This is a genomic window from Ruegeria sp. AK11, assembly GCF_056541095.1.
Genome location: NZ_JBQFXU010000001.1, coordinates 1,190,313 through 1,210,677, shown reverse-complemented (window position 1 = coordinate 1,210,677; position 20,365 = coordinate 1,190,313). Strand labels below are relative to the sequence as shown.

Annotated in this window: 23 protein-coding genes; 12 read left to right on the top strand and 11 right to left on the bottom strand. The window is 59.0% G+C overall.

Features of this window, described 5'->3' with window-relative positions:
• Positions 1 to 13: 13 nt before the first annotated feature.
• The 4 genes from ACR0D9_RS06085 to ACR0D9_RS06070 all read right to left on the bottom strand — a co-directional run bounded on the left by ACR0D9_RS06085 (position 14) and on the right by ACR0D9_RS06070 (position 3,069).
• Complete coding sequence (locus ACR0D9_RS06085; RefSeq protein WP_480538038.1) at positions 14 to 985, bottom strand: beta-ketoacyl-ACP synthase III; 972 nt, start codon at positions 983 to 985, stop codon at positions 14 to 16.
• A gap of 22 nt (positions 986 to 1,007) precedes the next feature.
• Positions 1,008 to 2,096, bottom strand: coding sequence for a phosphate acyltransferase PlsX (gene plsX / locus ACR0D9_RS06080; RefSeq protein WP_480538036.1), 1,089 nt, complete (start codon positions 2,094 to 2,096; stop codon positions 1,008 to 1,010).
• Positions 2,097 to 2,120: 24 nt separating this feature from the next.
• Positions 2,121 to 2,327, bottom strand: coding sequence for a 50S ribosomal protein L32 (gene rpmF / locus ACR0D9_RS06075; RefSeq protein ID WP_008756996.1), 207 nt, complete (start codon positions 2,325 to 2,327; stop codon positions 2,121 to 2,123).
• 205 nt (positions 2,328 to 2,532) lie between these two features.
• Positions 2,533 to 3,069: a YceD family protein gene (locus tag ACR0D9_RS06070; RefSeq protein WP_480480538.1), complete on the bottom strand. Its 537-nt coding sequence runs from the start codon at positions 3,067 to 3,069 to the stop codon at positions 2,533 to 2,535.
• Between the two features lie 85 nt (positions 3,070 to 3,154).
• Between ACR0D9_RS06070 and ACR0D9_RS06065 the strand changes: the two genes are divergently transcribed.
• From ACR0D9_RS06065 to ACR0D9_RS06055, 3 genes are all read left to right on the top strand, one after another.
• Positions 3,155 to 3,628: an outer membrane protein assembly factor BamE gene (locus tag ACR0D9_RS06065; protein WP_209596647.1), complete on the top strand. Its 474-nt coding sequence runs from the start codon at positions 3,155 to 3,157 to the stop codon at positions 3,626 to 3,628.
• A 100-nt stretch (positions 3,629 to 3,728) separates the two neighbouring features.
• The gene (locus ACR0D9_RS06060) at positions 3,729 to 4,469 is read left to right on the top strand and encodes a GNAT family N-acetyltransferase (protein WP_480485379.1); all 741 of its coding nucleotides are present in this window, start codon (positions 3,729 to 3,731) and stop codon (positions 4,467 to 4,469) included.
• A gap of 68 nt (positions 4,470 to 4,537) precedes the next feature.
• Positions 4,538 to 6,346: an ABC-F family ATP-binding cassette domain-containing protein gene (locus tag ACR0D9_RS06055; RefSeq protein ID WP_480485381.1), complete on the top strand. Its 1,809-nt coding sequence runs from the start codon at positions 4,538 to 4,540 to the stop codon at positions 6,344 to 6,346.
• Here ACR0D9_RS06055 and ACR0D9_RS06050 read toward each other — a convergent pair.
• Entirely contained in the window at positions 6,343 to 6,891 is a 549-nt protein-coding gene (locus ACR0D9_RS06050) for a sugar O-acetyltransferase (protein ID WP_480538035.1), read from the bottom strand. The two genes, ACR0D9_RS06055 and ACR0D9_RS06050, sit on opposite strands and share 4 nt — an antisense overlap.
• Before the next feature lie 9 nt (positions 6,892 to 6,900).
• Positions 6,901 to 7,656 carry a 3-hydroxyacyl-CoA dehydrogenase gene (locus tag ACR0D9_RS06045; protein WP_480538033.1) on the bottom strand — a complete coding sequence of 252 codons (756 nt, stop codon included), beginning with the start codon at positions 7,654 to 7,656 and terminating at the stop codon, positions 6,901 to 6,903.
• 220 nt (positions 7,657 to 7,876) lie between these two features.
• On the opposite strand from ACR0D9_RS06045, the gene ACR0D9_RS06040 reads away from it, so the two are divergent.
• Complete coding sequence (locus ACR0D9_RS06040) at positions 7,877 to 8,572, top strand: hypothetical protein (protein ID WP_480538031.1); 696 nt, start codon at positions 7,877 to 7,879, stop codon at positions 8,570 to 8,572.
• A 78-nt stretch (positions 8,573 to 8,650) separates the two neighbouring features.
• Here ACR0D9_RS06040 and tyrS read toward each other — a convergent pair whose 3' ends face one another.
• Positions 8,651 to 9,904, bottom strand: coding sequence for a tyrosine--tRNA ligase (tyrS, locus tag ACR0D9_RS06035; protein WP_267363943.1), 1,254 nt, complete (start codon positions 9,902 to 9,904; stop codon positions 8,651 to 8,653).
• A 280-nt stretch (positions 9,905 to 10,184) separates the two neighbouring features.
• Between tyrS and ACR0D9_RS06030 the strand changes: the two genes are divergently transcribed.
• Complete coding sequence (locus tag ACR0D9_RS06030; RefSeq protein WP_480538029.1) at positions 10,185 to 11,306, top strand: anhydro-N-acetylmuramic acid kinase; 1,122 nt, start codon at positions 10,185 to 10,187, stop codon at positions 11,304 to 11,306.
• Between the two features lie 27 nt (positions 11,307 to 11,333).
• Here ACR0D9_RS06030 and ACR0D9_RS06025 read toward each other — a convergent pair whose 3' ends face one another.
• The gene (locus ACR0D9_RS06025; RefSeq protein WP_480485389.1) at positions 11,334 to 12,110 is read right to left on the bottom strand and encodes an extensin-like domain-containing protein; all 777 of its coding nucleotides are present in this window, start codon (positions 12,108 to 12,110) and stop codon (positions 11,334 to 11,336) included.
• A 90-nt stretch (positions 12,111 to 12,200) separates the two neighbouring features.
• Complete coding sequence (locus tag ACR0D9_RS06020; RefSeq protein ID WP_480485391.1) at positions 12,201 to 12,620, bottom strand: cupin domain-containing protein; 420 nt, start codon at positions 12,618 to 12,620, stop codon at positions 12,201 to 12,203.
• Between the two features lie 85 nt (positions 12,621 to 12,705).
• Here ACR0D9_RS06020 and ACR0D9_RS06015 point away from each other — a divergent pair, with 85 nt between their 5' ends.
• The 7 genes from ACR0D9_RS06015 (at position 12,706) to ACR0D9_RS05985 (ending at position 18,943) form a co-directional block, all read left to right on the top strand.
• Positions 12,706 to 14,124 (top strand): protein adenylyltransferase SelO, encoded by a 1,419-nt coding sequence (locus ACR0D9_RS06015; protein ID WP_480538027.1) that lies wholly within the window; start codon positions 12,706 to 12,708, stop codon positions 14,122 to 14,124.
• Positions 14,125 to 14,420: 296 nt separating this feature from the next.
• On the top strand, positions 14,421 to 15,125 hold the full coding sequence (locus tag ACR0D9_RS06010; RefSeq protein ID WP_480538249.1) for an endonuclease/exonuclease/phosphatase family protein: 705 nt from the start codon (positions 14,421 to 14,423) through the stop codon (positions 15,123 to 15,125).
• An 83-nt stretch (positions 15,126 to 15,208) separates the two neighbouring features.
• Entirely contained in the window at positions 15,209 to 15,622 is a 414-nt protein-coding gene (locus ACR0D9_RS06005) for a Fur family transcriptional regulator (protein WP_209503686.1), read from the top strand.
• Between the two features lie 135 nt (positions 15,623 to 15,757).
• A complete protein-coding gene (locus ACR0D9_RS06000; protein ID WP_267364551.1) occupies positions 15,758 to 16,636 on the top strand; it encodes a DMT family transporter in 879 nt (292 codons plus the stop codon).
• 136 nt (positions 16,637 to 16,772) lie between these two features.
• On the top strand, positions 16,773 to 18,050 hold the full coding sequence (gene eno, locus ACR0D9_RS05995) for a phosphopyruvate hydratase (protein ID WP_480480560.1): 1,278 nt from the start codon (positions 16,773 to 16,775) through the stop codon (positions 18,048 to 18,050).
• A gap of 48 nt (positions 18,051 to 18,098) precedes the next feature.
• Positions 18,099 to 18,638, top strand: a complete 540-nt coding sequence (locus ACR0D9_RS05990; RefSeq protein ID WP_480480562.1) for a GNAT family N-acetyltransferase — start codon at positions 18,099 to 18,101, stop codon at positions 18,636 to 18,638.
• A 140-nt stretch (positions 18,639 to 18,778) separates the two neighbouring features.
• The gene (locus ACR0D9_RS05985) at positions 18,779 to 18,943 is read left to right on the top strand and encodes a hypothetical protein (RefSeq protein ID WP_480480564.1); all 165 of its coding nucleotides are present in this window, start codon (positions 18,779 to 18,781) and stop codon (positions 18,941 to 18,943) included.
• Here ACR0D9_RS05985 and ACR0D9_RS05980 read toward each other — a convergent pair.
• Both ACR0D9_RS05980 and ACR0D9_RS05975 read right to left on the bottom strand, forming a co-directional pair.
• A complete protein-coding gene (locus ACR0D9_RS05980; RefSeq protein ID WP_480480566.1) occupies positions 18,940 to 19,389 on the bottom strand; it encodes a GNAT family N-acetyltransferase in 450 nt (149 codons plus the stop codon). The genes ACR0D9_RS05985 and ACR0D9_RS05980 overlap by 4 nt on opposite strands.
• Positions 19,386 to 20,327, bottom strand: coding sequence for a nucleoside hydrolase (locus tag ACR0D9_RS05975; RefSeq protein WP_480538025.1), 942 nt, complete (start codon positions 20,325 to 20,327; stop codon positions 19,386 to 19,388). The genes ACR0D9_RS05980 and ACR0D9_RS05975 overlap by 4 nt, the downstream gene beginning before the upstream one ends.
• Between the last annotated feature and the right edge of the window lie 38 nt (positions 20,328 to 20,365).

Below are 20,365 nucleotides of genomic sequence, written 5' to 3'. Positions count from 1 at the left end.
TGGATTGCGCCGGTTACCAGCGCAGAACCACCGCGCCCCAGGCCAGACCGCCGCCAATCGCTTCGGTCACGATCAGGTCGCCGGGTTTGATCTGCCCGCGTTGTTTACCAACCGACAATGCCAATGGGATGGATGCAGCCGAGGTGTTGCCGTGATCCTGAACGGTCACAACTACGTTTTCCATTGGCAGGCCCATCTTTTTGGCCGTGCCCTGAATGATGCGAATATTTGCCTGATGAGGAACAATCCAGTCTACGTCAGCGTTGCTCAGCCCCGCGCGGCCCAGGGCTGTCTCAGCGGTTTTGGTAAGCTTTTCAACGGCATGTCGGAAGACCTGATTGCCCTGCATACGCAGATGCCCGGTGGATTGGGTCGAAACACCCCCATCGACATAAAGCAGGTCCTTGTAGCGCCCATCCGAGTTCAGATCGGTTGCAAGTATGCCGCGATCCGCAGCGGTGCCTTCGCCGTCCTGCGCTTCGAGTACCAATGCGCCGGCGCCATCCCCGAACAAAACGCAGGTCGAGCGGTCGGTCCAGTCCATAATCCGGGAAAAGGTTTCGGCACCAATGACCAGCACGCGTTTGGCCTGACCTGACAGAATCAAAGCATTTGCGTTGCTGAGGGCGAAAACGAATCCTGCGCAGACAGCCTGTACGTCGAAGGCAAACCCTTTGGTCATGCCCAGCCGGGCCTGAACCATGGTCGCGGCAGAAGGAAAGGTCAGGTCCGCGGTCGAGGTCGCCAGGACGATCGCGTCGATATCATCCGCTGTCAGGCCCGCATCGGCCAGCGCAGCCTCGGCAGCCTTGGTGGCCAGGTCCGACGTTGTTTCGTCATCGGCGGCAAAGTGACGGCGTTCGATCCCCGACCGGGTTCTGATCCACTCATCCGTCGTGTCCAGCGTTTTCTCGAACTCGGAATTGGGAACAATACGTTCCGGCAAATAATGCCCGACACCTACTACAACTGAACGGCCTGCCATTTTTGGGGTACTGCCTTTTTTGTTATTTATCGGTCTGCGGCGCTGCTTGCGCGGCATCTTGTTCAAGCTGGGCTGTGGATGCAACCCGCGCCGCTAATTTTTCGGCGAAACCGGACTGTGCCAGAGTAAAGGCCAGTTTGATCGCCGCCGACACTCCGGTCGCATCTGCCCCGCCGTGGGATTTAATAACGGTCCCGTTCAGACCCAGAAACACGCCACCGTTCACGCGCCGCGGATCAATACGCTTTTTCAGGCGCTGCAGCGACGTGATGGCCAGGACCGAAGCCAATCGGGACAACGGAGAGTATTTGAACGCCTCACGCAGAAGTTCTCCGATCAGGCTGGCGGTGCCTTCGCCCGTTTTGATCGCAACATTGCCCGTAAACCCATCAGTAACAATGACATCTGCCTTGTCACCGGGAATATCACTGCCTTCGACAAAGCCAACAAATTCGAAATTCGCCTGTTCCGCGAAATCCGAGATCAAGGCGTGCGCTTCTTTCAGTTCCGCGCGGCCCTTATGCTCCTCGGTGCCAACGTTCAGCAGCCCAATCCGGGGGCGGTTCAGGGCCATGCCGTTGCGCGCATAAGACGCGCCCATCAGGGCGAATTGCAGCAAATCCTTGGCGTCGGCGCGTACATCGGCGCCCACATCCAGCATTACATTGAACCCTTGCGGGTTGCGCGAAGGCCACAGGATCGCGATTGCGGGGCGGTTCACACCCGGCAATTTGCGCAGACGCATCATCGACAGGGCCATCAGGGCACCGGTGTTCCCGCAGGACACCGCGCCATGAGCTTCGCCCTGACGAACCGCTTCCAGCGCGGACCACATCGAGGTCTGCTTGCCGTTGCGCACAACCTGGCTGGGCTTGTCCTCCATCGTGACAACGTCGGGGCAATCACGAAAAACGACGCGCCCTTCAAGGACACGTCGTTTGGCAACCAGCTTGCGCAATACCTGTTCGGGCCCGTGCAGCAGGAACCCGATATTCGGGTTCTTGCCAGCCGATTTCGCCAGACCTGCAACGACGACAGCGGGACCTGCGTCCCCTCCCATTGCGTCAACCGAGATGGTGATCCGTCCGGCGTGCGTGGGCTGATCGTTCATGCCTTGGCCTGCGCTCGATCAGGCTTAGGCTGCGTCTTCGTCCAGATCGATTTCGTCGGCCTGTGCGACGACTTCGCGATCGTCATAGTGGCCGCAAGATGCACAAACGTGGTGCGGGCGTTTCAGCTCGCCGCAGTTCGGGCATTCGTTCGGGTTTGCAGCAACCAGAGCGTCGTGTGCGCGGCGGTTGTTGCGACGCGACTTGGAAACTTTGTTCTGTTGGACGGCCATGGTCTCAACCTTTGTCTGACTGGGGGCCGCAGATTCGCTGCCGACCCGGGTTTCGTAGTTCGTTTATCGTGGTTTGACGCGCGTTTAGGCGACGGGCCCCGCAATGTCCAACCCAAAATCCGATGAGCGCGCGAAAATACTGCGATTCTCGGCATGTTCAAGCGATTTTTCTGACCGCCTGCTATGACAGGAAATCCGGCACCTGTCACTCGTCTTTTTTTAGCACGTCGCGCAATCCTGCCAACCCTGCAAAGGGTTTGGCATCGTCATCCGTCATCGCCTGTTTGCCCGGTTCTGTGTAGGCAGCCTGACCCAGTTCCGCGCCGTCTTTCCGTGGATATTGTGGCAGAGCCAGAGACAGGGTCTCGATCATGACAAGGGCCGGATCGATTTCAGGTCCCAAAGGTTCAGATTCGTCATCTTCCGGGATCTCGAACTCTGGATCATCAGGGTCCGCCCAATCCGCAAGAAATGTCCGGTGCACTGGAATGTCGATCCTTGTCGTCACCGGTTCCAGCGTCACCACGCAAGGTTGGGTGACAGTTGCGCCGAGTTTGCCGTTCAATACCCAGTCCCGTTTGCCTTGTGCCCGCAGTTCGCCGGAAAAGCTGAGCTTTCGCAGCCCGAGCAGCCCAAGGTCTTGCCTGATTTGCTCAAGCACGGTGGTTGCAGGGCGCAGATCAAACCGTGTCGGGGCGTTCTGTGGCAGGTCAGACACCCGAAATGATGTCGTGTTGCTCATTCGTGAGCCTTTCTATGTGTTGAACCGTGGCAGCGGTTTATGTAATCGGATAGAAGCCGAAGAAGGCCAAGGCAAGAGGGTGCAGATGTTGAAGGTAGTGAACCAGTTGAAACCAGCTGCGAAATCGCTTGTGTTTGTTGCCTTTCTGGCTGCGACCGGAGCTTGTACGGCTGTCTTCAAGAATCACGGCTATGTGCCACCGGCCGAGGAACTGGCGGAAATCAAAGTTGGCGTAGATACGCGTGACAGCGTGCAAGAGGCCATCGGCGCGCCGGGCGCATCCGGCGTGGTTCGGGATTCGGGCTATTACTATGTCCGCTCTCGCGTGCGTCACTACGGTCCGAAACGGCCCGAGGTGGTATCGCGCGAACTGGTTGCCATCAGTTTTGATCAGCGCGGTGTTGTCAGAAACATCGAACGCTTTGGTCTTGAAGACGGGAATGTGATTGCTCTGGAGCGCCGCGTTACCGATTCCAACGTTCAGGACAAGGGCTTCCTGCGTCAGCTGCTGGGCAATATCGGCAACTTCAATCCGGCCAACATTCCGGGCGCCAACTAATTTGCGCCAAAACCTTGCGGTGGTCACAGGGCAGTCACATGTCTTGTGCTAACGGTGTCGTACCGACGCCTGAGGGTCGGTAACCGTGGAGGACGCGACCGTGGCAACGGCAGTTTTGTTAAGCAAGGGGCGCTATCGCGCCAGACTGGCGCAGTCGCCCGAGGATATCAGAACAGCTCAGGCATTGCGGAGCTTGGCTTTTGGCACAGAGCAACCGGACTGCGACGAGTTTGATGCACGCTGTAGCCATATCCTGATCGAGGATATGCGCTCGGCAGACCGGCTGGTCTGCTGCTTTCGGATGCTGACCATGGATAATGGCGGCGAGATCGGACAAAGTTATTCGGCACAGTTCTACGACCTGACCTCGCTCGAAGGCTTCGAAGGCCGGATGGTCGAAATGGGACGATTTTGTATCCACCCCAATCACAGCGACCCCGACATCCTGCGTGTAGCATGGGGGGCAATGACGGCCTACGTTGACCGGAACAACGTCGAGATGCTGTTTGGATGTTCCTCTTTTGCCGGAACCGCAACTGAGCAGTATCTGGATGCGTTTGCGATGCTCAAACACCGCCATCTGGGCCCGAAACGTTGGTTGCCGCGCGTGAAGGCTCCGGATGTGTTTCGTTTTGCCGCGCGTCTGCGGCGCAGACCGGATGTGAAAAAGGCAATGCTGCGGATGCCACCCTTGTTGCGGACCTATCTGATGATGGGCGGTTGGGTCAGCGATCATGCAGTGGTGGATCGCCACATGAACACGCTGCACGTTTTCACAGGGGTGGAAATCGGTGCGATCCCCCCGGCACGCAAACGTCTGTTGCGGGCGGTGGCCGGGTAGATTGAGTATTTTTCAAAAGGTGAAGACGGGGCGTTGACGCAATGTGTCAGCCGGTTTAGCTGGCGCACATGGCGAGAATTCCTTTGTTGCAGATGTCCGGCATTTCCCTGACTTTCGGGGGTGACCCGGTGTTTTCCGAACTGGATCTGGTGGTTCAGCCCGGTGATCGTGTTGCGCTGGTGGGGCGAAACGGGTCCGGAAAATCCACGCTGATGAAAGTGATGGCCGGTCTGGTCGAGGAGGATCGGGGCGAGATTGTCGTGCCGCCCGGAAAATCCGTTGGCTATATGGAGCAAGATCCGACGATGGAGGGCTTTGCCACGTTGGGGGATTACGCGTCCAGCGGGTTGGAGCCGGGAGAACTTTACAAGGTTGAACGGGCCGGTGAAGGGTTGAAGTTCGATCCTTCACGGGCAGTTGAGACGGCTTCGGGCGGAGAGAGGCGGCGGGCTGCGCTGGCCAAGCTGATGGCCGAAGCACCGGATCTGATGTTGCTGGACGAGCCGACCAACCATCTGGATATCGAAGCCATCGCGTGGCTGGAACGCGAACTTGGCGCGACCCGAGCGGCCTTTGTGCTGATCTCGCATGACAGGGCCTTTCTAAGGGCGCTGACGCGGGCAACACTTTGGATCGACCGGGGGGCTGTTCGGCGACAGGAACAGGGCTTTGAAGCCTTTGAGGCCTGGCGGGACAAGGTATGGGAGGAAGAAGACCAGCAACGCCACAAGCTGAACCGCCTGATTAAGTCAGAAGCGAAATGGGCGGTTGAGGGCATTAGCGCCCGACGCAAACGTAATCAAGGCCGGGTGCGGGCCTTGCAGGCGTTGCGGGCCGAAAAGGCGGCGCAGATCAAACGTCAGGGTTCGGCTGCAATGGCATTGGAGGCCGGGCCAAAATCAGGCCGTAAAGTGATTGAGGCCAGGGCGCTGGCCAAAGGGTTTGGCGACAAGCAGATCGTTCGGAACTTTGATCTGCTGGTACAGCGCGGCGACCGGGTGGCCTTTGTCGGGCCGAACGGTGTTGGCAAAACAACGTTGCTGAAGATGCTGCTGGGGCAGGTGGAGTCGGACGAGGGCTCGGTTTCCTTGGGGACGAACCTTGAAATCGCGGTGTTCGATCAGACCCGTGCCCAACTGGACCCCGAGATGAGCCTGTGGGACAGTCTGACCGGCGATCCGGAAATGCGGGTGTCGGGCAAGGCCGATCAGGTAATGGTGGGCGGGCAGCCCAAACATGTTGTAGGGTATCTCAAGGAATTTCTGTTTGACGAACGGCAGGCCCGAGCAGCCGTCAAATCCCTGTCGGGTGGGGAAAAAGCCCGGTTGTTACTGGCCAAACTGATGGCGAAACCCTCGAACCTTCTGGTGCTGGACGAACCGACCAACGATCTGGATGTCGAGACGCTGGACCTGCTGCAAGAGCTTTTGGATGATTATGACGGCACCGTTCTGCTGGTGAGCCATGACCGGGATTTTCTGGACCGCGTGGCGACAACCACCATCGCGATGGAGGGGAACGGACGGGCGGCAGTCTATGCTGGCGGCTGGTCGGATTACATCGCGCAGCGTGGCGACGTGATCCAAAAAAGCGTAGAAAAAGCAAAAGCTTCAAAGCCAAAGATCAAGCAGGAAGAAAAGCCGAAATCCGGCCTATCCTTCTCGGAAAAGCACCGGCTGGAGAAACTGCCTGCCGAGATCGCGCGCCTTGAGGCCGAGATTGCCAAGCTGGAAGAGCTGATGTCCGACCCCGGGCTGTTCACGCGCGAACCGGTGAAGTTCCAAAAAGCGACCGAGGCGCTGGTTGAGCGGCAGGAGAAACTCTCGGCCGCTGAAGAGGAATGGCTGACGCTCGAAGAGAAGGCTGAAAGCGCTTAGCGCGCCAGACGTTTTGCCGGATTACCTGCCACGGTTTCTCTGGCGGGGACGTCTTTGGTGACGACGCTGCCTGCGCCGATTGTGGCGTAGTCGCCTATGGTAATGCCGGGCAACAGGATCGCTCCGCCGCCAACCCAAACCTGCCTGCCGATGGTGACGGGCAGGCCGATTTCCAACCCTTGTGCCCGATCAGCCGGGTCTTTGGCATGATGAGCGCAGTAAATCTGAACATTGGGGCCAAACATCGTGTCGTCGCCGACCCGAACGAGGGCCGTGTCCAGAACCACGCATCCGGCATTGAAATAAACCCGGTTGCCCAGATGGATGTTCATTCCATACGCGCAGTGAAAAGGGGCTTCGAGAAAACAGTCCTCGCCGACATGTCCCAGCAGCGCGTGCAGTTCCGGGGCCATCGCGCCGCGTGTGTCGGGCGGACAGGTGTTGTGAGCATGTACAGCCCGTCGTGCCCGCGCGCGCAGATCATCCAATTCAGGATCGAGACAGCAATACCACTGCCCGGTCTGCATTTTCTGGCGCTCCGACATGGGGCCGTCTTACCGCATCCGCAGAGCGCCGTCGATGCGGATGACTTCGCCGTTCAGATAGCCCATTTCAACGATGAAACCGGCCAGCCGCCCGTATTCCTTGGGGTCACCCAGGCGGGCCGGGTTCGGGACGTCGGCGGCCAGTTGTTGCTGCACGTCTTCAGGAAGGCCCGCCAACATCGGGGTCATAAAGATACCCGGCGCAATGGTCATGACGCGAATCCCGGACGAGGCCAGATCGCGGGCCATTGGCAGGGTCATGCCAACAACCCCGCCTTTCGATGCAGCATACGCCGCCTGTCCCTTTTGGCCGTCGAATGCAGCAATCGATGCAGTGTTGATGATCACACCGCGCGCCCCGTCCGGTTCGGGTTCGTTCTTTGCCATCTCAGCCGCGGCCAGCCTTGAGACGTTGAATGTGCCGACAAGATTGATGTCGATCGTGCGCTGGAACGCGTCCAGCGGGTGGGGTCCATCCTTGCCGACTGTCTTGATTCCATAAGCGATACCCGCGCAGTTCACAGTCGCGGTGATCTTGCCCATCTTGTCCATGCCGTGGCGCACGGCAGCTGCGACCGAGGTTTCGTCGGTTACATCCGTCAGCGCAAAATACCCGCCGATTTCGGAGGCGACTTGAGCGCCACGGTCCGCGTCACGGTCCAGAATAGTGACTTGCGCACCCTGCGCGGCAAAGTGACGGGCGGTGGCTTCGCCCAGACCGGATGCGCCGCCGGTGACAAGAGCGGCTGTGGTGGACAAGTGCATAGGAACTCCTCCCTGGGATATGAACAAATGTTCAATAACTGCATTGCAGGGTCGGTGTCTACATCTTTGAGCCTGAACGCCTAAAGGGGTGGGGCAGACTGACCGCCGCCGGACCAATACGCATCTTTAAGGCATCTTAATCCGCGCTTCACGAAAACGCGTCTGTTCGTGAACGAAGTAATCACAGCCATTGCGTGTTTTTTCGTCAGGAGGTTCTGATATGGTAAATGGTAAGAATAGATCACTGGGCGCGGTTCTGGCTGCACCTGTTTTTGGGATTGTGGTTGCCGGCAGTGCTGTTGCAGCGCCGGAAACCTGTAACTGGAAAACGGCTCGAAATCTTGCGAATGCAGGCGACTATGCCGGGCTTTGCGATTGTGTTCAGGTGACCCCCAGCTTTCTGGACAGACTTCAGAAGAGACCGGATTTTGAGACAACGCTGAGCATTGCCGGGGCGCAATGCCCGGGGCTGGCCGCGTTGTTGACGGATTTGCCAACGGCAAGCTTGACCGGCGCGGCAGAAAATCGGGGCGAAAGCCGCAGTTCAGAACCCGGCGGGGCAGGATTTGCGAACGCGGTTGGTCCTGACGGTCTTGGTGGTGGAGGAGAGCCTGACAACGGCGGCCAAGAACCCGGTGGTGGCGGTGGTGAACCCAGCGGTGGCGGAGAGCCCGGCGGTGGCGGTGGAGAGCCCGGCGGTGGTCGCGGGGAATCCGGCGGTGGCGATGGTGAACCCGGCGGTGGCAAAGGCAATAACGGCGGCGGAAAGGGCCATAACGGCGGCGGCAAAGGTGGCGATAAGGGTAACAATGGCGGCGGCAACGGCGGCGAGGGCAGCAGTCCGGGTCGCGGAAACAACGCCAATGACGACGAGGGCGAAAGCGACCGGCCCAGTCGCGGAAAGGGACGTCAGTAGCCTTGCCCATTCCAAAATAGATACGGCCACCCAATCGGGTGGCCGTTTCCTGCTTTGCAATCAAAGGTGAAAGGGGCGTCAGCCCAGTTGCACCAATGCGTGGCGTTTCTTGCCTGCACTCAGCTTGATCGGGGATGACAATGCGCCCGCATCGATCATCAAACCCGCATCCGTCAGCGGAGCGTCGTCCAGTTTGGCCCCGTTTTCGGCAATCAGGCGCTTGGCCTCTTTGCCAGATTTGGCCAGGCCTGATTTGACAATGATCTGGACGATGGACATGCCGTCGCCCAGTTCATCCGCGCTGAGGGTCAGGGTGGGCAGATCGTCTCCAACGCCACCTTTTTCGAACACTTCACGGGCCGTGGCTTCGGCCGTTGCCGCAGCTTGCGCCCCGTGGAGAAGGGCTGTCACCTCATTGGCGAGGCGGATTTTGGCCTCATTGATCTCGGACCCGGCAAGCGCGCCAAGACGGTCACATTCATCCACCGGCAATTCGGTATAGAGCTTCAGGAACCGCCCGACATCCGCATCGGTGGTGTTGCGCCAGAACTGCCAGAATTCATAGGGTGAGCGCATCTCGGCGTTCAGCCAGACCGCGCCATCCTGCGATTTGCCCATCTTCTTGCCGTCGCTGGTGGTCAGCAGGGGTGAGGTAAGGCCGTAGATCTCGTGATCCAGCACCCGGCGGGTCAGGTCGATACCGTTGACAATGTTGCCCCACTGGTCGCTGCCGCCCATTTGCAGAACACAGCCATAGCGGCGGTTCAGCTCCAGAAAGTCATAGGCTTGCAGGATCATGTAGTTGAACTCGAGAAACGACAGCGACTGTTCGCGATCCAGCCGGGATTTCACCGATTCAAAGCTGAGCATCCGGTTGACCGAAAAATGCCGCCCGATGTCGCGCAGGAAATCGAGGTAGTTCAGATCATCCAGCCATTCAGCATTGTTCAACATCAGCGCTTTGTTTTCGGCGTCAGTGTCGTAATCGATATAGGCCGCGAACACCTTCTTGATGCCTGCGATGTTTTCGTCGATCTGTTCGGGACCCAGCAGGGGGCGTTCATCCGCGCGGAACGAGGGGTCGCCCACCTTGGTGGTGCCGCCGCCCATAAGGGTGATCGGCTGATGACCAGTCTTCTGGAACCAGCGCAGCATCATGATCTGGATCAGACTGCCCACATGTAACGACTTGGCCGTTGCATCAAAGCCGATATAGGCCGGCTTGCACCCACTGATCAGCGCGTCGTCAAGGCCCTGATAATCGGTGCAGTCGGCGAGGAAGCCGCGCTCGATCATCGTGGCGATGAAATCCGATTTGGGGTGGTAGGTCATATCGTGCCCTCGGGGTTTGTGTTGCGGGGCACTGTATAGGCGGCGCTGCGGATGAGGAAAAGCCACCTTTTCATTCTAAAAAGCGCATGCCGTGATATGCGCGCGCACCTTGATGGCCGGGGTGTTGATCCTGAAGCGCGACGTCGGAAAAAAACCGACGCGCCCAATCAGAAGGCTTGCCAAGGCGGCATAACAAAAGCACCTTGACCAAGCTGCAACCCAGAGGTGAAGTCCGGAAACCCCGGGCACGGCGGAAACATTGCCAGATCAGGAGGCGGGCGTGGGCCAAGCCATCAAGAAACACGGAATGGTTCGGGCATTGGGCGCGATGTCCGGTACGTCGCTGGACGGGGTGGACGCTGCGGTAGTGGAAACCGACGGGCATTCCATCGCTGGATTCGGGAAAAGCGGTTATCGCGCCTATACCGAAGCCGAACGCGAAATTCTGCGGGCGGCTTTGGGGCAATGGCACGGCCCGCAAGTCGATGCGGCAGCTGAGATGGTGACCTTTGCCCATGCCGAAGCGCTGTCCGAGTTCGAAGATGTAGACCTGATCGGCTTTCACGGCCAGACGCTGGCGCATGAACCGCGCGGGCGCGGGACATTGCAGGTGGGCGATGGTCTTGGTCTGGCGCAGGCTTTGGGGCGCCCGGTGGTTTGGGACTTCCGGAGCGACGACGTGGCGATGGGGGGCGAGGGTGCTCCGCTGGCGCCGTTTTTTCACTTTGCTTGCGCCAAGTGGTTTGGTGCGGACCGCCCGTTGTGCTTTCTGAACCTGGGTGGTGTTGGTAATCTGACCTATGTGGACCCAAGCTTTGATGGTCCCGAGGCGCCGGGGGCGCTGCTTGCCTTTGATACGGGGCCGGCGAATGCACCGGTCGATGACCTGATGCAGGCCCGGCTGGGGCAGCCGATGGACCGGGATGGTGCGGTTGCGCGCAATGGCACCGTCGAAATGGGTGCGCTGGAGCTGTTCCTGGCTGAGCCTTTCTTCGCACGCATGCCGCCCAAGTCGCTGGACCGGAATGATTTCTCTGAGATGATCGACCTGGTGAAAGAACTGGGTGACGCTGACGCGGTGGCGACCCTGACCGGGATGTGCGCAGCGGGGGTGGTGCAGGGGATGGAACACTGTCCGCAACCGCCGTCTTGCGTGCTGGTTACAGGCGGCGGTCGGCGCAATCCGGTGTTGATGGAGATGCTGCGTGTATCTCTCGACTGCCCGGTCGAACCGGTCGAGGCGGTAGGGCTGGACGGTGACATGCTCGAGGCGCAGGCTTTTGCTTATCTGGCCGTGCGCGTGGCGCGGGGATTGCCAACCTCGTGCCCCGGAACAACCGGGGTGAAAGCACTGGTGGGCGGTGGCATGGTCAGTTCAGTGAACGTTCAACCGGTGGGTTGAGGCTACATCCAGGTACTGGCTAACGCGTTATCGACACACAGGCTTGCCACTGCGTCGGGCTGTGTCGAAGTGAAAATGCCCTTTGTGATACCGGTCAGCATCAGGACCAAGAACAGTTCCAAACAGGCCACAGGCTCCGCTGTGCAACTCTCGTAACACGGTGCTTTGATCGGTGTCGCTCCATCCGTTCTGAACGGTGATCTGCGTTCCGTCCTGCAACACGAAGGTCGAGATATCGATGGCCCGACCTCGCGCATGTTCGGAGATGCGCGCATAGGGCTGGTTGTTCTGCGTCTTGCAGGCATAGTGGCCAACAACGCGCATCCCCTTGAGCCCACCACCCAGTTCGGCGAAGGCGGGTTTGGCGACGTTTTCGATCCACGTTTTCAGCGTAACGGCTGTCTGACAGTCCATCAGCGAGAACTGGCTGAGCGCAATGTCCGAAATTCTGTAAATCCGGACCGGGTTGGCGATGCCGCAACCTTGCGCTTTTCCAGCCAAAGACGCGCGGGTTTCGCCCAAGATGGTCCAGTCACCACAGACCGCCCCGCGGTCACGCATACGCTGGCGACCCACTTCAAACTGGCGGAACTTGCAAGGGCGCAGCGCAGGGCGTTTCGAGATCAGCACCGCAGGTTCGACAGTCGCGGCAGGTTCTTTGTGTTCGGTTGCGACTTCCTCCTCCAGATCGGGCAGCGCCAATTCGGATGAAAGGGGGGATTCTGCACAGGCGATCTCGGCGTTTGCAAGACCGGTGTTTGCGAACAGAAGCAGAAGGACCAGAAAGATGTGTTTCACAATCACCCGATGCTCCGATACCTGCGGTTGCGTTTACAGAATGATAAATGCGTAACTTTCTGTAAACTCACCTTTTCAGAGCATTCCAAGATCAACCTATCCCCGAGGGATATCAAACCCAGGTTCTGCCAGTTGGAACCCATCGAATTGAAATCCGGGAGACACTGTACAACTGACCAGCGTGTAATCACCGGTGCTGCGCGCGGCCTGCCAATGGCCGGTGGGAACAATCAGTTGCGGTGCGCCCCGAGACAAATCGGGTGACAGCACATGGTCAACCGCCGGGCCCTTGTCTGTTGCGCTCAAGGACAGGATTAATGGCGCGCCCGCGTGGTAGAGCCAGATCTCGGTCGCGTCGACCCGGTGCCAGTGGCTGCTTTCCCCCGCCTGCAGCAAGAAGTAGATGCAGGTGCCGGTCGGGCGGCCCTTGTTCTCGGCGCGCCAGGTTTCCGCGTACCAGCCGCCCTCGGGGTGAGGTTGCAGGTTCAGGCGGTCGATGATCTCTTGTGCGGTCATGTGGCCCTCGTGTGTTTGACGCGATTATGCACGGCAAGGTGTGATCCGCTATGGTATTCGTGCGCACGGGGAATATGTTTGCCGCATGACACTGACCATTCCATTCGATAACTCATATGCCCGCCTGCCGGACGCGTTTTTTGCGCGACAGAAACCGGCGCCTGTACGCGCGCCCAAGCTGATCGCGTTCAATGATGATCTGGCACGGCTGTTGCAGGTCCATCCGGGCGACGTGCAAGAGATGGCGGAAGCCTTTGCAGGTAATCACATCCCCGATGGTGCGGACCCCATCGCGCAGCTTTATTCCGGGCATCAGTTTGGCCAGTACAACCCGCAGCTTGGGGACGGGCGCGCGGTGCTGTTGGGTGAAACTGTCGGAACGGATGGCGTGCGGCGGGATGTCCAGCTGAAAGGCTCGGGCCCGACGCCGTTTTCGCGTCGCGGCGACGGCAGGGCTTGGCTGGGTCCGGTTCTGCGCGAATACGTGGTGTCCGAGGCGATGCACGCGCTGGGCATCCCCACAACACGCGCACTGGCGGCGGTAGAGACCGGTGAAACCGTGTTCCGGGAAGGCCCGATGCCTGGTGCGGTGCTCACCCGGGTTGCAACCAGCCATTTGCGGGTAGGCACCTTTCAGGTCTTTGCTGCGCGGGGGCAGTTGGACAATCTGCGGCGCCTGACGGACTATGCCATCTCGCGCCACTATCCCGCAGCCCAAGGGCCAATGGGCCTGTTGCGGGCCGTTCGGGATGCGCAGGCCCGCCTGATCGCGCAGTGGATGAGCGTGGGCTTTATCCATGGGGTCATGAACACCGACAATTGCTCGATCGCGGGTGAGACCATCGATTATGGCCCCTGTGCCTTCATGGACGTTTATCACCCCAATACGGTCTACAGCTCGATAGATCGGATGGGCCGTTATGCCTATGCCAACCAGCCAGATATTGCAGTGTGGAATCTGGCGCAGCTGGCAACCTCACTGATCCAGCAGATGGACAACAAGGACGCCGCTGTTGAGGAGGCGACCGAGATCGTGCATGCCATGCCGGACCTGCTGCAACAGAACTGGTTGACCCGGTTCCGGGCAAAGGTCGGACTGACGACCGCTGAAGAAGGCGATCAGGCGCTGATCACCGATCTGCTAAAACGCATGGCCGAGGGGCAGGCTGATTTCACCAACACCTTCCGTGCGCTGGGCAAAGATACCGCGCGCGATCAGTTTATCGACCCGCAGGCCTTTGACAGCTGGGCAGAGGGCTGGCGTCCACGCTTGGCACGTGAGGCGTTACCGCATGACGTGATGACCGCAGCGAACCCAGCCTTTATTCCGCGCAATCACCGGGTCGAGCAGATGATCCAATCAGCGGTGGCGGGGGATTACCAGCCGTTCCATCGGCTGAACGCCGTCCTCGCACGGCCTTACGACGATCAGGCAGATGCGGAGGACCTGAAACGGCCCCCGACCGATAACGAGGTCGTGCACGCCACGTTCTGTGGTACGTGACGGTCAAACATCTCTGGTAGTCGCTCGGTGCGGTATGGTTTCGCGGGGAGGGGCGAATTGTTTTGTCCGGTCTAAATCGGTGTTGGATGCGCTGAAACTGCGGCACTTCCGTTCTGCCGCTCCCGGATGAAATGAGGGGAAACCCATTTGTTTCCGGCCGCGTCACGTGCCGGGTTTTTAAGCGATATACCATGCCAAGGCGACTTCCCCGGTTGCCGTTGCTGCGAAGTGAAACTGAAGGGTTGCGTCCGGCGGCAGGCGTGTCACTTTGGGTCAAGCCCACTGGTCAGATCTATATGCAGTCATCTTCCACCCTTCGCATTGCCAGCTATAACATTCAGAAATGCCTCGGGCTGGATTTCCGGCGCCAGCCGCAGCGCATTTTGCAGGTCATCGAACATATGCAGGCCGATATCGTTGTGTTGCAGGAGGCCGACAAACGTCTGCCGCCGCGCCCGGCGGCCCTGCCGCATTTCATGCTGGATGAAGCGGGGTGGCAGATCGTCGATCTGGGCGGTGCCGGCAGTCTGGGCTGGCATGGCAACGCGGTGATCTGGCGTGGCGAGGGCCTTTCGGTCCGGCGGACCGGACATCACGAATTGCCCGGGCTTGAACCGCGCGGCGCGGTCCGTGTCGAATTTGATACCCATATCGGGCCGTTGCGGGTGATGGGTATGCATTTGGGGCTGTTGCCTGCATCGCGACGTCAGCAGATCTCGCATATCAGGCGGTTTGATAAAGAGCTGGAGCAGATGCCGACAGTCTGGGCGGGGGATTTCAACGAATGGTCCCGACAGCCGGTTCTGGATCACCTGGCACCCGAAATGCGTTTCCTGCCCCCCAAGCCAAGTTTTCCCGCCGCGCAGCCGCTGGGCGCGCTGGATCGGATCGCGCTGGGCGCGGGCGTCAGGGCCACTGCGCATGGTGTCCATGACGCGCGGCCAGCACATATCGCATCGGATCATTTGCCGGTCTGGGCTGATTTGGCGCGCGTGGCTTAACTTCAACGGAAAAGAAGAAATCCCTGTGGCGCAAAGTGCGCAGACATACTAAGACAGACACCCGAGCAATTCTGAGGGGCATCATGTCGGAAACGATTATTGGACGTTGTGAGGCCAAAGGTCTGCGCATGACCGGTCAAAGAAGGATCATCGCGCAGGTATTGGAACAAAGCGACGACCATCCGGATGTCGAAGAACTGTACGCGCGTGCTTCTGCCATCGACACAGGCATCTCGATTGCGACGGTGTATCGTACGGTCAAACTGTTCGAAGAGGCCGGTATTCTGGAGCGTCTGGAGTTCGGCGATGGGCGGGCCCGTTACGAGGATGCCGAGCGTGATCACCACGATCACCTGATCGACATGCAGTCGGGCGAGGTCATCGAATTTGTCGATCCCGAGATCGAAGCCCTGCAGGAAAAGATCGCCGCCAAGCTTGGGTACAAGCTGAAAGGGCATCGGCTGGAACTGTACGGCGTACCGCTCAAGCAGGAGTGATCCATCACAAATCGCGAACGGCCCCACCACGTTAATTCATTGAACGTTTCGGGAATTGGCTTGCCAGACGTCGCCGGTTGCGGTTCATGTGCCCGGACACTGCACCCCAAGTACCCTTTTCCTGTGGACGCGCGCATGAATAACGTAAACGGCATCCTTTTGCTGATCGGCTCGATGGCGGCCTTTTCGCTTGAGGATATGTTCATCAAGTTCCTGTCGGGCGCTGTGCCGACCGGTCAGATCATGGTGTGTCTGGGTGTGTTCTGCGGGCTTGTCTTTGCGGTGATGTCGGTGGTCACCCGCAAACGCATCTTCGATCCCGTGGCGTGGAAACTGCTACCGATGCTGCGCGCAGGGACAGAAGGATTCGGTGCCGTGACCTTTGTCACCGCGCTGTCGCTGATCGATCTGTCCACTGTCGCCGCCGTGTTTCAGGCCATGCCGCTTGCCGTGACCATGGGCGCGGCCCTGTTTCTGGGAGAGCAGGTCGGCTGGCGCCGCTGGAGCGCCATTGGTGTCGGCTTTGTCGGTGTTCTGATGATCATTCGCCCCGGATTGGAAGGGTTTCAGCCGGACTCGCTGTTTGTCGTGCTGACCGTGTTTGCGATTGCGGCGCGTGATCTGATAACGCGCAAGCTGGATGTTCGGGTGGCTTCATCCGTTGTGGCGATGCAGGCGTATATCGCAGTGGCGCTGGCGGGGTTGCTGTTGATGGTTGTTTCAGGAACACCCTTCGTGCCGGTACAAAGCGGCCAGGCAGGTCCGTATCTGGGGGCGATCGGTTTTGGTGTTCTAGGGTATTACGGCATCGTCACGGCCATGCGGGTTGGCGAGGCTTCGGCCATGATGCCATTCCGTTACACGCGTCTGGTGTTTTCGATCCTTGCCGGTATGCTGATGTTCGGGGAACGCCCTGACGCGCTGACAATGGCTGGGGCGAGCCTGATCATCGGATCTGGCCTGTATACATTTATCCGCGAGCGACGTTTGGCGCGCAATCTGGTCCCGGCGTGAACCTGTTGGCGCAAACAGCAAACTGTTAGCCCTAAAGGTCGGTAAATATGCGTGTTAGCGATAACGGAACCGGTTTACTTTTGGCCGGTTGCTGTTATGACGCGTGCAACCGACTGCAGCCATAGGGACAGACCTCATGAGCACCATTATTGACATCCACGCGCGCGAAATTCTGGACAGCCGGGGCAACCCGACAGTCGAGGTCGACGTGATTCTGGAGGACGGCACCATGGGCCGCGCCGCCGTACCGTCCGGTGCGTCCACCGGCGCACATGAAGCCGTTGAAAAACGCGACGGCGACAAATCCCGCTATATGGGCAAAGGGGTTCTGGAAGCCGTGGCCGCCGTGAATGGTGAGATCGCCGAGGAATTGGTGGGCTTTGACGCGACAGAACAAGTGGCCATCGATCAGGCGATGATTGAACTGGACGGAACCAATAACAAAGGCCGTCTGGGTGCCAACGCCATTCTGGGCGTCTCGTTGGCCACAGCAAAGGCAGCAGCCGATTTCACCACGCAGCCCCTTTATCGCTACGTCGGCGGCACCTCGGCCCGCGTACTGCCGGTGCCGATGATGAATATCATCAATGGCGGCGAACACGCCGACAACCCGATCGACATTCAGGAATTCATGATCATGCCAACCTCGGCCGCGAATATCCGCGAGGCCGTGCGAATGGGGTCCGAAGTGTTCCATACGCTGAAGAAAGAACTGTCTTCCGCGGGGCTGGCCACGGGCGTGGGCGATGAGGGCGGATTTGCCCCCAACATCGCCAGCACCCGCGAGGCGCTGGACTTCATCCTGAAATCCATCGAAAAGGCGGGCTACAAACCCGGCGAAGAAATCCACCTGGCCTTGGATTGCGCGGCGACCGAGTATTACAAGGATGGTAAATACGTTCTGGCGGGCGAGGGGATCACCCTGACATCCGAAGAAAACGCAGCCTATCTGGCGGCGCTGGTCAATGACTATCCGATCATCTCGATCGAAGACGGCATGTCCGAGGATGACTGGGACGGCTGGAAAGCCTTGACCGACGCCATCGGCGACAAGGTGCAGCTGGTGGGCGACGACCTGTTTGTGACCAATCCAGCGCGCTTGGCCGAAGGCATCAAGCGCGGCTGCGCGAACTCGATGCTGGTCAAGGTGAACCAGATCGGATCGCTGACTGAAACCCTGCGCGCCGTCGATATGGCGCACCGTGCGCGTTACACAAACGTGATGTCGCACCGTTCGGGCGAGACCGAGGATGCCACCATTGCTGATCTGGCGGTGGCGACCAATTGCGGTCAGATCAAAACTGGCTCGCTGGCGCGGTCGGACCGGTTGGCCAAATACAACCAGTTGATCCGCATCGAGGAATCACTGGGCGAGGTTGCGGAATACGCGGGCGCGTCGATCCTTCGCAAATAACGCGCGTGGTGCTAGGCTGGCCCCTGGGTTTAATCCGGGGGTCGCATTGTGCTGAACATCATCGAACCGGAAACGCCGGACCAGTTTGAAGCGGTTCGGCGTTTGTGTTGGGATTACAGGGATTTCCTGCTGGCACTGGATGAAAGAACCGCCCAAATCGTTCAGGCCTTCTACCCAAGCGAAAAATACACCCGTGTAATGGACAACATCGACGCGGAACACACGCCGCCGAACGGTGGGATCAAACTGGCATTACTGCATGGGGAACCGGTCGGCTGCGGCATGTTTCACACGTACGAGCCTGGTGTGGCTGAAATCAAACGCGTATTTGTAACTGACGCAGCAAGGGGGACCGGCGCAGGCTGTGCCATCATGCTTTCGCTGATCGAAATGTGTCGAGATCTTGGGTTCGACTATATTCGAATGGACACCGGCAAACCCCTGGAAGCGGCGACTCGGTTATACCTGTCTTTGGGCTTTCACCTGCGCGACGCCTATTACCAAACTCCTGAAATCGCACGTGACCACCTGCTTTTTTTCGAGATGCCGCTATTTGAGAATGACACGCGCGGGCCTGAGAAAAGTTAGAGTTTTCAGGGATATATCCGTCTGTTTTGGAGGTTTTTGACAATAAAAATGTGGCTTATCTATTCTTATGTGTGAACTTGTTACTTATCACGTCCACACCGAATGCCGTAGTTTGTCTTCATTGCAGAAAGGAGACTACGATGTCTGTATCCAAATTCCTTCTGATAATCGCCACAACGTCCATCACAGTATTGTCCGCCTGCGCGGGTCCGGGAACGTATCCGATAACCGGAGAACAGGTTTCGTCGAATGACCCGGTTCAGGACATGAATCCGGCAAATATCTTCCGCGGCGAGTCGCGCTAAAGTACCTTGCTCATCAGCATATACCTGTCACGTTGTCTGAACCCGGTGCGCAGATAGAGCTTTTGGGCAGATTCATTGTTTCGGTCGACTTCCAGATGAAGAGCCATCAGGCCTGCCCCGGCAAGAGCTTTGGGCAGGTCCAAAAGAACCTCGGTGGCAATGCCGCGGCCCCGAACGGCGGGGCGTATATAGATCTCGTCCACGAAACCGTCCATGCCGCCGAACTCGACTGACCAGCCAAAGGTCAGGATGATATATCCCAAAGGCGCGCGCCCGGGTCCGATCAGATAGACACAGCCATGAGGGATGCCATCCAGCATGGGGGCGAGGGCATTGCGTGTCTTGTCGGCGTCCTGTGTCAGCCCGGCCTCTGTATGAAAGGCGGTGACCAGCGTCATAAGGCGATCCAGATCTTCGGGGCGCGCAAGGCGGAGGGCGGCGCTCATAATCTGGCCAGCCTTTCTGTCAGCAAGGTGAAAAAGCCGTCAGCGTCGATTTCCCCCATGAACAACGCATTTGGTGCGCGGTTGGTGACACCCCACCAATCCGCAACGGTCATGCCCAGGGTCAGGTCGGACCCTGTTTCAATCTCGACATTCACGTGGCGACCCGAAAACAGCTCGGGGCGGATCAGATAGGCGGTGACGCAAGGGTCGTGCAGGGGGGCGCCTGCGCTGCCGTATTTCTCTTTGTCGAAGCGTTCAAAGAAATCCGTCATCTCGGCCACGGCATGTCCAACCTTGCTGTCCAATGCGCGGAACGCGTCGTTTCGTGATTTGGTCACCAGCGCTTTGTGTGTGACATCCAATGGCATGACAACGATTGGCCTTCCGGATTTAAAAACGATATCAGCAGCTTCTGGGTCGACATAGATGTTGAATTCAGCGGTGGGGGTGATGTTGCCGACTTCGAAATATGCCCCACCCATCAAGACGATTTCCTGCACGCGGTCGATAATATCGGGGGCTTTGCGAAATGCAGTCGCGATGTTTGTCAGCGGCCCCAGTGGACACAGGGTCACCGTCCCAGATTCTTCAGAGCGCAGGGTGTCGATGATGAAGTCCACAGCGTGACCTTCAGCCAAGGGCATCTGCGGATCCGGCAGGACCGGGCCATCCAGCCCGGTTTTTCCGTGCACATGTTCTGCGGTTACAAGCGGGCGGTTCAGCGGTTTGTCGCAGCCCGCATAAACCGGCACATCCGTACGTCCGGCCAATTCACAAACGATTCGGGCGTTCTTGGCCGTAAGGGCGAGTGGGACGTTACCCGCGACGGCCGTGATACCCAGAACCTCGATCTCGTCCGGGCTGGCCAGCGCCAACAGTATGGCGACGGCGTCATCCTGTCCGGGATCGGTGTCGATGATGATCTTGCGAGGGGGCATTGGCGTCTCCGGGGGTCGTGAAGGTGGGACACTCGCAA